Origin of the sequence: Methylocystis rosea (assembly GCF_003855495.1) — a bacterium.
GTDB classification, from domain to species: domain Bacteria; phylum Pseudomonadota; class Alphaproteobacteria; order Rhizobiales; family Beijerinckiaceae; genus Methylocystis; species Methylocystis rosea_A.
On the sequence record NZ_CP034086.1, the window covers coordinates 1983406 to 1997672 of the forward strand.

General features: G+C 62.8%; 12 protein-coding genes. 3 read left to right on the forward strand and 9 right to left on the reverse strand.

What is annotated here, in order from left to right:
* Positions 1-190: 190 nt before the first annotated feature.
* Positions 191-1360, forward strand: coding sequence for a radical SAM family heme chaperone HemW (gene hemW / locus EHO51_RS09655; protein ID WP_029648233.1), 1170 nt, complete (start codon positions 191-193; stop codon positions 1358-1360).
* 36 nt (positions 1361-1396) lie between these two features.
* The gene (locus tag EHO51_RS09660) at positions 1397-1900 is read left to right on the forward strand and encodes a GNAT family N-acetyltransferase (protein ID WP_245434540.1); all 504 of its coding nucleotides are present in this window, start codon (positions 1397-1399) and stop codon (positions 1898-1900) included.
* A gap of 111 nt (positions 1901-2011) precedes the next feature.
* On the opposite strand, the gene EHO51_RS09665 is transcribed toward EHO51_RS09660, so the two are convergent.
* Both EHO51_RS09665 and aroC read right to left on the reverse strand, forming a co-directional pair.
* On the reverse strand, positions 2012-2785 hold the full coding sequence (locus EHO51_RS09665; RefSeq protein WP_124738705.1) for a methane monooxygenase/ammonia monooxygenase subunit C: 774 nt from the start codon (positions 2783-2785) through the stop codon (positions 2012-2014).
* Positions 2786-3610: 825 nt separating this feature from the next.
* On the reverse strand, positions 3611-4693 hold the full coding sequence (aroC, locus tag EHO51_RS09670; protein ID WP_124738706.1) for a chorismate synthase: 1083 nt from the start codon (positions 4691-4693) through the stop codon (positions 3611-3613).
* A gap of 92 nt (positions 4694-4785) precedes the next feature.
* Here aroC and polA point away from each other — a divergent pair, with 92 nt between their 5' ends.
* On the forward strand, positions 4786-7779 hold the full coding sequence (gene polA / locus EHO51_RS09675; RefSeq protein WP_124738707.1) for a DNA polymerase I: 2994 nt from the start codon (positions 4786-4788) through the stop codon (positions 7777-7779).
* 169 nt (positions 7780-7948) lie between these two features.
* On the opposite strand, the gene cysN is transcribed toward polA, so the two are convergent.
* Genes cysN through EHO51_RS09710 form a run of 7 tightly spaced genes read right to left on the reverse strand, consistent with a single transcriptional unit; the run spans position 7949 to position 14138 of the window.
* Positions 7949-9577 carry a sulfate adenylyltransferase subunit CysN gene (gene cysN / locus EHO51_RS09680; protein ID WP_124738708.1) on the reverse strand — a complete coding sequence of 543 codons (1629 nt, stop codon included), beginning with the start codon at positions 9575-9577 and terminating at the stop codon, positions 7949-7951.
* 1 nt (position 9578) lies between these two features.
* On the reverse strand, positions 9579-10496 hold the full coding sequence (gene cysD / locus EHO51_RS09685) for a sulfate adenylyltransferase subunit CysD (RefSeq protein ID WP_124738709.1): 918 nt from the start codon (positions 10494-10496) through the stop codon (positions 9579-9581).
* Entirely contained in the window at positions 10493-11242 is a 750-nt protein-coding gene (locus tag EHO51_RS09690) for a phosphoadenylyl-sulfate reductase (RefSeq protein ID WP_124738710.1), read from the reverse strand. Before EHO51_RS09690 ends, cysD begins: the two co-directional genes overlap by 4 nt.
* Entirely contained in the window at positions 11239-11745 is a 507-nt protein-coding gene (locus EHO51_RS09695; RefSeq protein WP_124738711.1) for a DUF934 domain-containing protein, read from the reverse strand. Before EHO51_RS09695 ends, EHO51_RS09690 begins: the two co-directional genes overlap by 4 nt.
* Positions 11729-13453: a nitrite/sulfite reductase gene (locus EHO51_RS09700; RefSeq protein ID WP_124738712.1), complete on the reverse strand. Its 1725-nt coding sequence runs from the start codon at positions 13451-13453 to the stop codon at positions 11729-11731. Before EHO51_RS09700 ends, EHO51_RS09695 begins: the two co-directional genes overlap by 17 nt.
* Positions 13450-13767, reverse strand: coding sequence for a DUF2849 domain-containing protein (locus EHO51_RS09705; protein ID WP_124738713.1), 318 nt, complete (start codon positions 13765-13767; stop codon positions 13450-13452). Before EHO51_RS09705 ends, EHO51_RS09700 begins: the two co-directional genes overlap by 4 nt.
* The gene (locus EHO51_RS09710; RefSeq protein WP_124738714.1) at positions 13767-14138 is read right to left on the reverse strand and encodes a 2Fe-2S iron-sulfur cluster-binding protein; all 372 of its coding nucleotides are present in this window, start codon (positions 14136-14138) and stop codon (positions 13767-13769) included. The genes EHO51_RS09705 and EHO51_RS09710 overlap by 1 nt, the downstream gene beginning before the upstream one ends.
* Positions 14139-14267: the final 129 nt, after the last annotated feature.

A 14267-nucleotide genomic window follows, 5' to 3' on the forward strand; every position in this document is an offset into this window, starting at 1 on the left:
GCCTGCGTAAACTTGGCTGCGGGATCGCCGGGTGGGGGACCTCACGTCCTCGAGCAAAATTTTACCCCACCCGTCCCCGCTTCGCGGGGCCACCCTTCCCGTCAAGGGGAGGGATATGCAAACGCCCAGCCTTTTCCAATGCCAGCGACCATCGCCGTGCCCTTCCCGCTGTTCCGTGCGATAAAGGACCATGGCGACACCGATTCGCAACGCTTTCGACCCCGGCTTTGGCGTCTATGTCCACTGGCCGTTTTGCCTGTCGAAATGCCCCTATTGCGACTTCAATAGCCACGTGAGGCGCGGCGACGTTGACGAGGACCGTTTCGTCGAGGCCTTCAGCGCGGAGCTTGCGCATCGCGCCGCCCTGACGCCAGGGCGGGAAGTCCGCTCGATCTTCTTTGGCGGCGGCACGCCGTCGTTGATGGCGCCTTCGACCGCTCAAGCCATTCTCTCCCAGATTTCGAGCCACTGGCCCCTCGCCAAGGACTGCGAAATCACGCTCGAAGCCAATCCGACAAGCGTCGAGGCCTCGCGTTTCAAGGGCTTCAAAGCCGCAGGCGTCAACCGCGTCTCGCTCGGCGTGCAGGCCCTGAACGACATTGACCTGCGCGCACTCGGCCGGCAGCATTCCGTCGCGGAAGCCCTGATGGCGCTCGACGTCGCCAATTCGGTCTTTGAGCGCACGTCCTTCGATCTGATCTACGGCCGCACGGGCCAGACGCCCGCCGCCTGGCGAAAAGAGCTGGAGCTGGCGCTCACCCGTTCGCCAGAGCATGTCTCGCTCTATCAGCTGACGATCGAGCCGGACACGATGTTCGAGCGCATGGTCAACACCGGCAAGATGGCGTTGCCCGACGTCGAAACGCAGCGCGCGCTCTGGGACGTCACGCAGGAAGTCACCGCACGCGCCGGCCTGCCGGCTTACGAAGTCTCCAATCATGCGCGGCCCGGCGCCGAGTGCCGGCACAATCTGGTGTATTGGCGCTACGGCGAATATGTCGGCGTCGGCCCCGGCGCGCATGGGCGGGTGGTCACGCCGCGCGGGCGGCGCGCCCAGTCCACCGAGCGGCATCCCGAGATGTGGCTGACCTGCGTCGAGACCGAAGGCCACGGCATCATCGAGGACGAATTGCTCTCGTCCGAGCAGGAAGGCGATGAATTCCTGCTGATGGGGCTGCGGCTGCGCGAAGGCGTCGATCCGCAGCGCTATTTCCTGCTGACCGGCAAACGCCTGTCGCAATCGCGCATCAGCGAACTTATCGGCGACGGGCTGGTCGAATTCACCCGCGACAACAGGCTGCGCGTCAGCTCGGAAGGCTTCCCGGTGCTCGATGCTGTCGTCGCCGATCTCGCGGCGTAGCGGCGCGCCGCCGCTCGTGGCGCAATGGCCGCAACAGTGACCTACATCGTAAGGCTCTCAGCTCTTTCTGACGCCGACACGGTGAGCGCCCTTCTGGCGGCGAGCTACTCAACTCTGTTGGCGTCGCATTACGAAAAGGGGCTGCTCGAGCGAGCCTTGCCTTTCATGACAAAGGCCAATCCGACACTCCTCGCCTCTGGCGCCTTTTACGTCGCGCAGAGCAGCCACGGCGAACTCATCGGGTGTGGCGGCTGGTCGCTTGAGCGTCCAGGAACTGCAAAGATCGTCCGAGGGGAAGCGCATATCCGCCATTTCGCCACCCATCCCGGCTGGACTCGCTTGGGCGTCGGGCGTTCGATTATGAATCAGTGCTGCATGGACGCCAAGGCGCGAGACGTAAGCGAACTTCATTGTTGCTCAACATTCGCCGCCGAAAATTTTTACAAGGCGTTAGGCTTCAAAACCGTAGCGGGGGCAGATATCCCTCTCGACTCGCAGGTCTCATTCCCGGCCGTTCTGATGCAGCACGCATTGCCGTGAGCAAGATGTCCGCCGCATGGGTGCGCCGGCCTCCGCACACGACGAACCTGGGAATGCAACCGGCGCCGCTCCAACGAGCGGCGCCGGCTTCGCAACATACTGCAGGCGAACTTAACGTCGATAGAGCTGCTCAAGCGCATCCGCGCCGAGGAGTTCGCGAAGACGGCCAAGGATCAGCAGCACGACGCCGAAAGTCGCCAGCGACATCCAGCCGAAAAAGACGAAGCCCCAGTGCAGCGGACCTGCAAAGCCTTCGTCCATCGCCCAGAACGTGTGACCCCATTCATTGAATCCCACATTCGGGATCGTCATGAAGACGCCGACGACAAGAACCACGAAGGCGAGAGAATATCCCTTCGCGAAAGTCGGCAGACGCGTTTTCGCATAGAAGAACGCGCCGAGGCCGATGATCGCAAAGAGCGGATATGCAATATAGAAGGTGATGATATTGCTCGGCGTGAAATCCGTGTCGCGTACGGCGGTCATGTGCCAGACAGCCGTCTGCTCCGAAAAGAAGCTTAAGCCCCAAAACAGGGCGAGCGAGAAAACGAGCAGCCACTGGACGAGATAAACGAGCCGTCGCATTTCAGCTGCGGCTCCCAACTTCGCCAGATCGCGATCGCGCGTGCGCCACAGAAAGCCGACGAGGCCGATCGCGGCAAAGCTCGAAGCCATAATCGCAAACTGCAACAGGCCCATCCAATAGAGCTGAAACTCGGGGGAGAAGGAATCGAGACCAAATCTCCAGGCGAAAAGTTGTTCGTAGAGGCGCAGGATAGCCACGAACAGCATTAAGACCGGAACGCCGATAAGAACGGGCCTGGTGTCGATAATTCGTTCAGCGCTTCGGGCGGCCGAACGGGCCTCTGCTTTTGTCATGCTCATTAGTCATCTCCAAAATTCTGGTTATGCGGGGCATGAAAGCCCCTTCGAATAGTTTTGATGCGCGCGCGCTCGGCAGTCGCCGCGTCTGCTCTCGCAGCCGTGGCGGCAGGATCCGTTGAAAGATTCGTCGCGAACGCGCTCGCTTGCATCGCCATCGCAAGGATGGCGGCTGCGTTGAATTTCAGCGCGAGAAAACCTTCAGACCTGTCGGGGAGGAGCTCGTGGCGATTGTGGCGCGCGCCGTGGCTCGATGCGCGGCGCTTGACTGGAAGTGTCCGGCCGAGGCGAATGAGCCTCGGTGGGAAAAATCAGAGCGATCGAAACAACTGGCTTGGAAGGAGGAACGTCCAACGCGCCCTTGTGAAAAACGCAACAGAGTCCATGGCGGTGGCGTTCATTCGGGAAAGGCGGCGGTTCGCCGTTCACCACATCCTGCGGCGCGCAGACCGTACCGAAAGCGACGCCTTCTCCCAGCGCAACGGCGCCTGCGCCCGCGCTCGTGGTCTGCACGAGCATAAGCAAGGCGACGAGCGCCGCAAAAATGCGCGCGCGCTGATTTGTCCGCAGGAAAATTGGATCCACCGTGGCCTCTCGGGTTCCAAGCATCGAACTTAGGTTTTAATCCTGGACATGGTCAAGCGAAGTGACGAAAAACCGCTGTGCGACGAAGCGACGCGTCTATTCTTGAAGCCGGACAAACACATGCGCGGCCGTCTCCAACTTCCAGCTTTGCCGTAACTGTGCGTGAGCGGCTACGTCTGAGGCGCAGGGTGCGATTAAGATGTTCCGCCAAGCCGACTCGCCGAGTCGACTCGCGAACACGCGTCACCCCACCTGCCCGCGATGGCGCAGGAAATGATCGGCGAGCACGCACGCCATCATCGCTTCACCGACAGGAACCGCGCGAATGCCGACGCAGGGATCGTGACGGCCCTTGGTGACGATGTCTGTCTCCTTGCCGAAGCGATCGATCGTGCGGCGGGGCGTCAGGATCGACGACGTCGGCTTCACTGCGAAGCGCACGACGATGGGCTGGCCTGTCGAAATGCCGCCGAGCACGCCGCCGGCGTTGTTCGACAAAAACTCCGGTCCGTTTTGTCCGGCGCGCATCTCGTCGGCGTTGTCTTCGCCGGTGAGTTCGGCCGCGGCGAATCCGGCGCCGATCTCGACGCCCTTCACCGCATTTATCGACATCATCGCCGCAGCGAGGTCGGCGTCGAGCTTGCCGTAAACCGGCGCGCCCCAACCGACCGGAACGCCCTCGGCGACGACCTCGATCACCGCGCCGATGGAGGAGCCGTCCTTGCGCACGTCGTCGAGATAGTTCGCCCATAGTTCCGCCGCGCGCGCGTCGGGACAAAACAGCGGATTGCGCTCGACCTCCGCCCAATCGAAATTCGCGCGATCGATTTTATGCGGGCCAATCTGCACCAGCGCGCCGCGAATCGTCACGCCGGCGATGACCTTGCGCGCGACAGCCCCGGCGGCGACTCGCGCCGCGGTTTCCCGCGCGGAGGAGCGCCCGCCGCCGCGATAATCCCGAACGCCATATTTCGCGTCGTAGACGTAATCGGCGTGGCCGGGCCGATATTTGTCGGCGATCTCTCCATAGTCCTTCGAGCGCTGGTCGGTATTTTCGATCACGAGCGCGACCGGCGCGCCGGTTGTCACCTGTCGGCCGTCGCGGTCGGCAAAAACGCCCGAAAGAATCTCTACCTCATCGGCCTCCCGCCGCTGCGTGGTGAAGCGCGACTGTCCGGGCTTGCGCTTGTCCAGAAAGCCCTGGATCTCCTGCGCTTCGAGCGGGATGTTCGGCGGACAGCCGTCAACGATCGCGCCGAGCGCCGGCCCGTGGCTCTCGCCGAAGGTGGTGACGCGGAAAAGATGGCCGAAACTGTTGTGGGACATGCGATCTTCTAGGCTTGGCGCCGGCGAGGGTCAAACGGCGGTTTCAGGCGCGGGCGTCATGACGCGGCGCGCGCGCGCCGCTAAGATAGGGCATGACCCTCACACATAAGCCCGTCGGCCCCGGGAGCCACATCTTCCTCGTTGACGGCTCCTCCTTCGTCTTTCGCGCCTATTTCCAATCGATCCGACAGGATGCGAAATATAACTATCGCTCCGACCGGCTGCCGACCGGCGCCGTGCGGCTGTTCTGCACGAAGCTGTTGCAGTTCGTGCGCGAAGGCGCTGCCGGCGTGAAGCCCACGCATCTCGCCATCATCTTCGACAAGAGCGAGCACTCCTTCCGAAAAGACCTTTATCCCGACTACAAGGCGCACCGCACCGAGCCGCCGGACGATCTCATTCCGCAATTCCCGCTGATGCGCGCCGTCGTGCGCGCTTTCGGCCTCACCCCCATCGAACAGGACGTCTACGAGGCCGACGATCTCATCGCCACCTATGCGACGCAGGCGCAGGCCAAGGGCGCGGACGTGCTGATCGTCTCGGCCGACAAGGATCTGATGCAGCTCGTCGGTCCCGGCGTCAGAATGTACGACCCCGCCTCGGGGACGGCTGGAACGAAAGGCGCGCGCGAAGAACGCCTCATCGGCGAAACCGAGGTCGTCGACTATTTCGGCGTTACGCCGGACAAGGTCGTCGACGTGCAGGCGCTCGCGGGCGATTCCACCGACAATGTGCCGGGCGCAAAAGGCATCGGCGTCAAGACCGCCGCTCAGCTCATCAACGAATACGGCGATCTTGAAACGCTGCTCGCCCAAGCGTCGGGCATCAAGCAGCCGAAGCGCCGCGAGGCGCTGACCGAGCCGGATGCGGTCGCGCGCATCCTTCTTTCAAAGAAACTCTGCGAACTCGTGCGCGACGCGCCGCTCCAAACACCGCTCGAAGACCTTGGTCTTCATCAACCTGACGCGGCGAAGCTCATCGCTTTTCTGCAGGCGATGGAGTTCACGACGATCACCCGCCGCGTCGCCGAGTTGTATGGGGTCCAGGCGCAGGATATCGAGCCGGATCCCGGTTTTGTCGGCGCCGCCGGCTGGCGCGGGCGCAACGGCGAATTGTCCGAGATCGCAGCGCCCGCTGCCGAAGCGCCGAACCGCGCAGAGAAGCCGGCGAGCGACGCGCTCACGCCCGCGAACCTCGTCGCCGTGCGTCTCATCGAAGCGAAGGCGGTCAAGATCGACCGCTCCACCTATGAAACAGTCATCTCGGCCGAGCGTCTGGACGATTGGATCACGGAAGCCGCTGGCGCAGGACTGGTCGCAATCAATGTCGAGACGACCTTGCCGGACCCGATGCGCTGCGAACTCATCGGCGTCTCGCTGGCGACCGCGCCGGGGCGCGCCTGCTATATCCCGCTACAGCATCGCTCCGGCGACGCGGCTGACCTATTTTCCGGCGCCGATTTGGTCGAGGGACAGATCCCGCTCGACGCGGCTCTCGCGCGACTCAAGCCGCTGTTTGAGGACGCCTCGATCCTCAAAATCGCACATAATATGAAGCATGATCTGCTGGTTCTTTCGCGCTACGGAATCGACGTCGCGCCGATCGACGACGCCATGCTCATGTCCTACGCGCTGGACTCGGGGCGTGGCGATCATCGTCTCGAAGAGCTGGCCCGCAACTATTGCGGCCATGACGCTCTGACCTTCGCCTCCGTCGCCGGCGCGGGCCGCAATTTTCTCGGCTTTGCCCGCGCTGCGCTCACGGCGGCGACGGAATACGCCGCGGAACAGGCGGACATTTCCCTGCGCCTTTGGCGCGTGTTGAAGCCGCGGCTTTTGGCGGAACGCATGAGCACCGTCTACGAGACCTTAGAGCGCCCCATGGTCGCGACGCTCGCGCGCATGGAGCGAAGGGGCGTCATGGTCGAGCGCGCGACCTTGTCGCGGCTCTCCGGCGAATTTGCGCAGGACATGGCGCGTCTCGAGGCCGAGATCTTCGAACTTGCCGGCGAGAGTTTCAACCTTGGCTCGCCCAAGCAGTTGGGCGACATCCTTTTCGGCAAGATGGGGTTGCCCGGCGCGAAGAAAACGGCGACCGGCGCCTGGTCGACTTCCGCAAGCGTTCTCGAAGACCTCGCCGTCGCCGGCAATGATTTTTCGCGCCGCATTCTCGATTGGCGACAGCTCTCAAAGCTCAAGAGCACCTATGCCGACGCCCTGCCCGGCTATATCAACGCCGAGACCGGTCGCGTGCACACGAGCTATGCGCTCGCCGCCACGACGACGGGACGGCTCTCTTCATCCGAGCCCAATCTGCAGAACATTCCCGTGCGCAATGAGGCTGGACGCAAAATCCGCAAGGCCTTTGTCTCGGCGCCCGGCCATGTGCTGATCTCTGCGGATTATTCGCAGATCGAGTTGCGGCTGCTCGCTCATATCGCCGACATTCCTCAGCTCAGACGCGCCTTCGCCGAAAATCTCGACATTCACGCGATGACGGCGAGCGAGATGTTCAATGTGCCCATCAAGGACATGCCGCCCGAAACGCGCCGCCGCGCCAAGGCGATCAACTTCGGCATCATCTACGGCATTTCCGCCTTCGGCCTCGCCAATCAGCTGAGCATTCCGCGCGAAGAGGCGAGCGCCTACATCAAACGCTATTTCGAACGCTTTCCCGGCATTCGCGACTATATGGATTCAACGCGCAAGACGGTGCGCGAGAAAGGCGAAGTCTCAACGATTTTCGGCCGAGTCTATCACTTCCCCGGCATCTCATCGGCCAATGCGTCAGACCGCGCCTTCTATGAGCGCGCGGCGATCAACGCGCCGATCCAGGGAGCGGCCGCGGACATCATCAGACGCGCCATGATCCGGATGGATGACGCGCTCATTCGCGCCGGTCTCGCGGCGCAGATGCTTCTGCAAGTTCATGACGAGCTTGTGTTCGAAGCGCCGAACGAAGAAGCGGAGGCGACGATCGAACTCGCGCGCCGCGTCATGGAGCAGGCGCCCGCGCCCGCCGTCCATCTTGCCGTGCCGCTGAAAGTCGATGCCCGCGCCGCCGCCAATTGGGACGAAGCGCACTGACGGCGCGTCCGGCTGATCCGTTCGCTCGGGCCGTGTCATTCCCGGCAGGCCGAAGGCCTGACCGGGCATCTAGAGCCACAACAAGGGTAATGGGTCTCGCTCTGGATTCCCGATCGCGCGCGTTGCGCGCGTCGGGAATGACACCCGAGCAGTTCGAACGGATGTCTTATTACAGGCTGGGGTCATCTCGGTCAGGGGCGTCTTCGGTCCCCAGCCCGAAGCTTAATCGCAACCAGAACCGCTCGTGAAGATAATAGAGCGCAAAGATCGCGATCATCTCAACGCCGGTGATTTCGGCGGCGAGTGCGGCGCTCTGAACGAAAGCGTAGACGATCAGAAATGTCGAAATGCTTGCCGGCAGGAGCCAGGACAGCGCCTTCACCAGGCTGCGCGTCGGGGTCGGTCGAAACGACTCCCGCGCCAGCGGCAGTCCTTCCATGGAGGCGTAGCTGAGGTCCGTCAGCGGCGGCGCGACGCGGCCGTTCGATGCGGCGACGGCTTTGACCATGCCGACCGCGACCGTTTCATTGGTGATGCGGTCGATGAGAATGAATCCGCCGGTCTCGCGGTTCTCGCCATAGGGATCGCAGGCGATCACGGTCTCGAGCGACAGGCGCGCGCCGCCGATCTCGTTGAAGGCGAGCGTCGACCCTTCAGGGAGCGGCTGCGGCAGGCCGGTTTCGATGTCGATGCGCGCATCGACCGCGGTCACGGCGGCCGGCGCCGTCTTCGTCCCGAGCTTCAAGAGATAGCTCTTGCCGACGACAAGAGGCTCACGCACCAGCCACAACAGCCTCGCTTCGAGACGATCCCCGGTCTTCGACGGCGAGACCGGCGAACACAAAAGATCGCCGCGCGAAATGTCGATCTCCTCGGTGAGCGTGAGGGTCGCCGATTGGCCGGAAACGGCGCTTTCGAGATCGCCGTCGAAGGTCACGATCCTGGCGACGCGCGTGTCGCGCCCCGAGGGCAGAACGCGCACGATGTCGCCCGGCTGAATATTGCCGCCGCTGATGAAGCCCGAGAACCCGCGGAAGTCGAGATTAGGCCGATTCACCCATTGCACGGGCATGCGGAAGGGCGCGATCCGCGTGGCGTCCTCCACCGCGACGCCCTCAAGATAGGAGAGCAGCGGCGGCCCATCGTGCCAAGGCATATGGGCGCTGTGGTGGACTAGATTATCGCCGTCCTTGGCGACAAGCGGCGCGACGTAAATGGATGCAAAGCGAAGATGGTCGGCGAAGGCGTGAAAATCCGCTTCGATCTTGCGGAACACCTCTTCGCTGTAGCCGACAAGATCCATCTTGTTGACCGCGACGACGACATGGCGGACGCCGAACATCGAGGTGATGACGCTGTGACGCCGCGTTTGCGGCAGAATTCCCTTGCGCGCGTCGACAAGCAGAATGGCGAGTTCCGCGGTTGAGGCGCCGACGGCCATGTTGCGGGTGTATTGCTCGTGGCCAGGCGTGTCGGCGACGATGAACTTGCGCTTGTCGGTCGCGAAATAGCGATAGGCGACGTCGATGGTGATGCCCTGTTCGCGCTCGGCCGCGAGCCCATCGACGAGCAAGGCGAAATCCAGCTCTTCGCCCTGAGTGCCGTGCTTTTTCGAATCGCTCTCCAGCGCTGCGATAATGTCGTCGGGCGCAAGATCGGCGTCGTACAGCAGACGACCGATCAGCGTCGATTTGCCGTCGTCGACCGAGCCGCAGGTGATGAATCGCAAGAGCGGCTTTTCGCCGACCAGGCGCGCTGGCGCGCGCGACGGCGATGCGGCAGCGACGGCGCCGTGCATGTTAGAAATATCCTTCCTGCTTCTTTTGCTCCATCGAGCTGGAGCCGTCGTGGTCGATCAGCCGCCCCTGGCGCTCCGAGGAGCGGCTTTCGCGCATCTCCGCAATGATCTCTTCGAGGCTGGCGGCATCGCTTTCGATGCCGCCGGTCAACGGATAGCAGCCGAGCGTACGAAAGCGCACCATCTTATGTTCGATGGATTCGCCGGGCGCGAGCTCCATGCGCGGGTCATCGACCATGATGAGCGTGCCGCCGCGGCGCACGACCGGCCGTTCCTTGGCGAAATAGAGCGGAACGACGGGGATGTTCTCGCGCGCGACGTAATCCCAGATGTCCGCCTCGGTCCAATTCGACATCGGAAAGACGCGCAGGCTCTCGCCGGGGGCCTTTCGCGTATTGTAGAGACGCCAGAATTCCGGGCGCTGATTCTTCGGGTCCCAACGGTGCTGCGCCGTGCGAAATGACAGCACGCGCTCCTTGGCGCGGGATTTTTCCTCGTCGCGACGCGCGCCGCCAAAAGCGGCGTCGAACTTATACTTGTCCAACGCCTGCTTCAGCGCCTCGGTCTTCATGATCTCGGTGTGAAGCTTCGAGCCATGAACGAACGGGCTGATGTTCATCTCAATCCCTCTGGGATTGATATATTCGATGAGTTCGAGGCCAAGCTCTTTCATGCGACGGTCGCGAAACTCGATCATCTCGCGAAATTTCCAGGTCGTGTTGACATGGAGCAGCGGAAACGGCGGCTTGGAGGGATAAAAGGCCTTCATGGCGACGTGCAGCATCGCCGCCGAATCCTTGCCGATCGAATAGAGCATCACCGGCCGTTCGCACTCGGCGACGGTCTCGCGCATGATGTGGATGCTCTCGGCCTCGAGTCGGTCGAGATGGCCGAGCGGACGTGTCGCCAGCGCCGTCATAGGCTCGCCTCTTGCGGCGCGCCGCGTCGCAACACGCCGTCTTCGCCGACATGCAGGCCGCATTCCTTTTTGTTGTCTTCTTCCCACCACCAGCGTCCGGCGCGTTCGTCCTCGCCGGGCTGCACCGCGCGCGTGCACGGCGCGCAGCCGATCGATAGAAACCCCTTGGCGTGGAGATCGTTGATCGGCACTGAAAACTCCTCGACCGCGGCGACGACCGCGTCGCGCGTATAATCTGCCAGCGGATTGAGCTTGAGCACCCTGTGGGTCTCATCGAAGGCGATGAGCGGCGCCTCGGCGCGCGCCTGCGACTGGTCCGCGCGAAGCCCCGTCACCCAGCCCGAAACGCCCTCGAGCAATCGCGACAGCGGTTCAACCTTGCGAACATGACAGCAGGCCTTGCGAGCGTCCACGGACTTATAAAAGCCGTTGATCCCCTGCTCCTCGATGAGCGCTTCGAGCGGCGCGGCCTGCGGGTAAACCGCGCGAATGCGCCGCGCATAGCGCGCTTCGGTGCGCTCCCACAGCTCGTAGGTTTCGGGAAAGAGCCGCCCCGTGTCGATCGTCGCGACGTCGATATCGAGGCCCTGCGTGAAGATCGAATGCGCGATGAACTGATCCTCGACGCCAAAACTCGTGGTGAAGACAATCCGGCCGGGAATGAATTCGCGCACGAGCAGCAAACGATGATCGAGATCGAGCGGCGCCAGTCGCGGCGCCAGCGTTTCGGGGATCGAAGGCTTCATGAACGCACCGCCTTTCGGCGCGCGTCGAGGATCGAGCCGCGCCCGGCGTAGCCGCGCTGATAGCTCATTGAATAGGCGTTGAGCGCGGCGCGCCACTGTCCTTCGTCCTGGCGTTCGGCGAGATCGTCAGGAATTTCGATCGTATCAAAGCCGCAGCCGATCGCGTGAGGATATTGGTCGGCGACAAGCCGCCCGCTGGCGCGCAACTCGCCTTTAAACTCCGCCCGCCGCAGCAGGCGCGCCAAAGAGAAGCCGCGGCCGTCAGCGAAAGCCGGGAAAGCGATCGAGATGAGGTCGAGCCGCGGCAAGGCGGCGATGAGCGCCGAAGGTTCCGTCGTGTTCGGAACGATCACGCCAAACGTGGCCGTCGGCCCGAGGACCTCCACGGCATGTTCGAGTCGCGGCAATGACACGATGAACTTGCCGGTCTTTGGCAGCGCTTCCTCATCGGCAAGTCGGCGCCATGCGTCCTCGATAAAGCGGCCGTCAGATATCAGCGCCATCTTCGCCCTCCCGACGCAGAACGTCTTTGAACCGCGCATGGCCGATGCGGCGCCAGGTGTCGATGAAAGCTTCGCCCTCCTCGCGTTCGGCGAGATAGTAGTCGACGAGATGTTCGACGACGTCGGGCACCTGCTCGGCGGTGACGCCAGGTCCCAGAATTTCGCCGATCGACGCGGAGAAGGTCGGATCGCCGCCAAGCGTGATCTGATAGGATTCCTGGCCCTTCTTCTCCAGACCGAGAATGCCGATCGCGCCGACGTGATGGTGGCCGCAGGCGTTGATGCAGCCTGAGATCTTGACGCCGAGCTTGCCGATGCGTCGCTGCCTGGACATGTCGGAGAAGCGCTTGGAGATCGCCTGCGCGATGGGAATCGAGCGCGCGGTGGCGAGCGAGCAATAGTCGAGGCCGGGGCAAGAGATGATGTCGGAGACGAGACCGGCGTTCGCCGTCGCAAGACCAGCGGCGTCGAGCATGCTCCACAAGGCGAAAAGATCGTCCTGCTTCACATGCGGCAGGATGATGTTCTGCTCATGGCTGACGCGCAACTCGCCGAAGCCGAAGCGCTCGCTGGCGTCGGCGAGCACCCGCATCTGTTCGGACGTGGCGTCGCCGGGGACGCCGCCGATGGGCTTCAATGAAACAGTGACGATGGCGTAGCCGGGGATCTTGTGCGCGCCGACGTTGACGTCGACGAAATTCGCGAATGCCGGCGTCTCCAGTTTCGCGGCGCGCAGCGAGACGGACGTCGCCGGCAGCGACTCGTAAGGCGGCGGCGCGAAAAAGGCGGCGATGCGCTCGAACTCTTCAGGATCGTGGGCAAATGCCGAGCGGTCCATCGCCGCGAACTCGGCTTCGACCGCGGCGCGGATTTCGTCGATTCCCTTCTCGTGGACGAGAATTTTGACTCGCGCCTTATATTTGTTGTCGCGCCTGCCAAAGCGGTTGTAGACGCGCAGGATCGCTTCGAGAAAGGCGAGCAGATCCTTTCGCGGCACGAAGTCGCCGACGACCTTGCCGATAAAGGGCGAACGGCCGAGTCCGCCGCCGACGACGACCTGATAGCCGATCTCGCCCGTATCGTTCTTCACGATGCGCAGGCCGATGTCATGCACCAGAATCGCGGCGCGATCATGCGCGGCGCCGGTCACCGCAATCTTGAACTTGCGCGGCAGGAACGAGAACTCCGAATGCAGGCTCGACCATTGGCGGAGAAACTCCGCCGTCGGCCGCGGATCTTCGATCTCATCCGGCGCGACGCCGGCGAAATGATCGGCCGTCACATTGCGAATGCAGTTGCCCGACGTCTGGATGGCGTGCATCTCGACTTCCGCCAGCGATTCCAGAATGTCCGGCGTATCGACGAGCTTGGGCCAATTATATTGGAGGTTCTGGCGCGTCGTGAAATGGCCGTAGCCTTTGTCCCACTTATCCGCGATATCGGCGAGCCGACGCATCTGCCGCGCCGTCAGCGTGCCATAGGGAATGGCGACGCGCAGCATATAGGCGTGAAGCTGGAGATAGAGCCCGTTCATCAGCCGGAAGGGGCGGAACTCCTCTTCGGTCAGCGCGCCGGAAAGCCGCCGATTGACCTGCTCGCGAAACTCCGCGACGCGTTCGCTGACAAAGGCCGCGTCATATTCATCATAGCGATAAGTGGTCATCGGCGCATTGGGCCGCTGCGCCACACGCAGATCGACCGCTGTCATAACGCGCCCTCGCCCGCCTGCTTGCCAAGATCCAAGCGAACGCTCGGTCCCTTCACGCGCATCTTCTCTCGATAATGTAACGGCGTCGGCGCGCCGTCGCTCCCGATCTCGACATCGGCGAGATAGACGTCAACCACGCGATTGGCTGAAATGTCGCGCTTGCCCAAGTCTTCCAGTGCGGTCGCCTCGTCGGCCTTCCGCGCGACGCGCGCGCGGCGGTGGTCGCGCTCCCAGCCCGAGGGGCCGAGAAACACCACTTCGCCGTCCGTCAAATTCGAGGCGATCAGGATCTGGGGATGTTTGAAGACGGGCATCACGTTTCCTGCGCCAGCTTCAGCCGAAGGCCGCTCATCTCGTCGGACCAGATGATCTGGCAGGAGAGACGCGAATTTTCGTAAAGCATCGGCAATTCATCAAGCTTTTCGACTTCCTCTTCGCGCGGCGGCGGCACGCGACGGGCGGACTCCGCGTCGAGAACGACGTGGCACTCCGCACATGCAAGAGCGCCGCCACAGGTGTTGTCCATGCCGACGCCGTGGTCGCGCAAGATCTCCATCAGCCGCCAGCCTTCCACGGCTTCGAGTTCATGGACAACGCCGTCGCGATCCTCGACGTGCAGGGTCGGCAGACTCTGCTGCGACGATTCGGCGGGCCGCCGCGCGACGATATTCTCGATATTGCTCATGCCTTGACGCGCCGACCTGGTCCGCGCCGGCCAGCAGCCACGGACGTTCTGTATTTCGAACGCATAAACCTCCAAACCGCACGAATGTCAATTCACGATCATATTGTGGTGCTTGGGTTTAATTACAAA

Excerpts from the sequence above, each read along its gene's own strand:
- hemW (WP_029648233.1), top strand. The coding sequence starts at position 191 with ATGGCGACACCGATTCGCAACGCTTTCGACCCCGGCTTTGGCGTCTAT.
- EHO51_RS09665 (WP_124738705.1), bottom strand. The coding sequence starts at position 2,785 with ATGAGCATGACAAAAGCAGAGGCCCGTTCGGCCGCCCGAAGCGCTGAA.
- aroC (WP_124738706.1), bottom strand. The coding sequence starts at position 4,693 with ATGTCCCACAACAGTTTCGGCCATCTTTTCCGCGTCACCACCTTCGGC.
- polA (WP_124738707.1), top strand. The coding sequence starts at position 4,786 with ATGACCCTCACACATAAGCCCGTCGGCCCCGGGAGCCACATCTTCCTC.
- cysN (WP_124738708.1), bottom strand. The coding sequence starts at position 9,577 with ATGCACGGCGCCGTCGCTGCCGCATCGCCGTCGCGCGCGCCAGCGCGC.
- cysD (WP_124738709.1), bottom strand. The coding sequence starts at position 10,496 with ATGACGGCGCTGGCGACACGTCCGCTCGGCCATCTCGACCGACTCGAG.
- EHO51_RS09690 (WP_124738710.1), bottom strand. The coding sequence starts at position 11,242 with ATGAAGCCTTCGATCCCCGAAACGCTGGCGCCGCGACTGGCGCCGCTC.
- EHO51_RS09695 (WP_124738711.1), bottom strand. The coding sequence starts at position 11,745 with ATGGCGCTGATATCTGACGGCCGCTTTATCGAGGACGCATGGCGCCGA.
- EHO51_RS09700 (WP_124738712.1), bottom strand. The coding sequence starts at position 13,453 with ATGACAGCGGTCGATCTGCGTGTGGCGCAGCGGCCCAATGCGCCGATG.
- EHO51_RS09705 (WP_124738713.1), bottom strand. The coding sequence starts at position 13,767 with ATGCCCGTCTTCAAACATCCCCAGATCCTGATCGCCTCGAATTTGACG.
- EHO51_RS09710 (WP_124738714.1), bottom strand. The coding sequence starts at position 14,138 with ATGAGCAATATCGAGAATATCGTCGCGCGGCGGCCCGCCGAATCGTCG.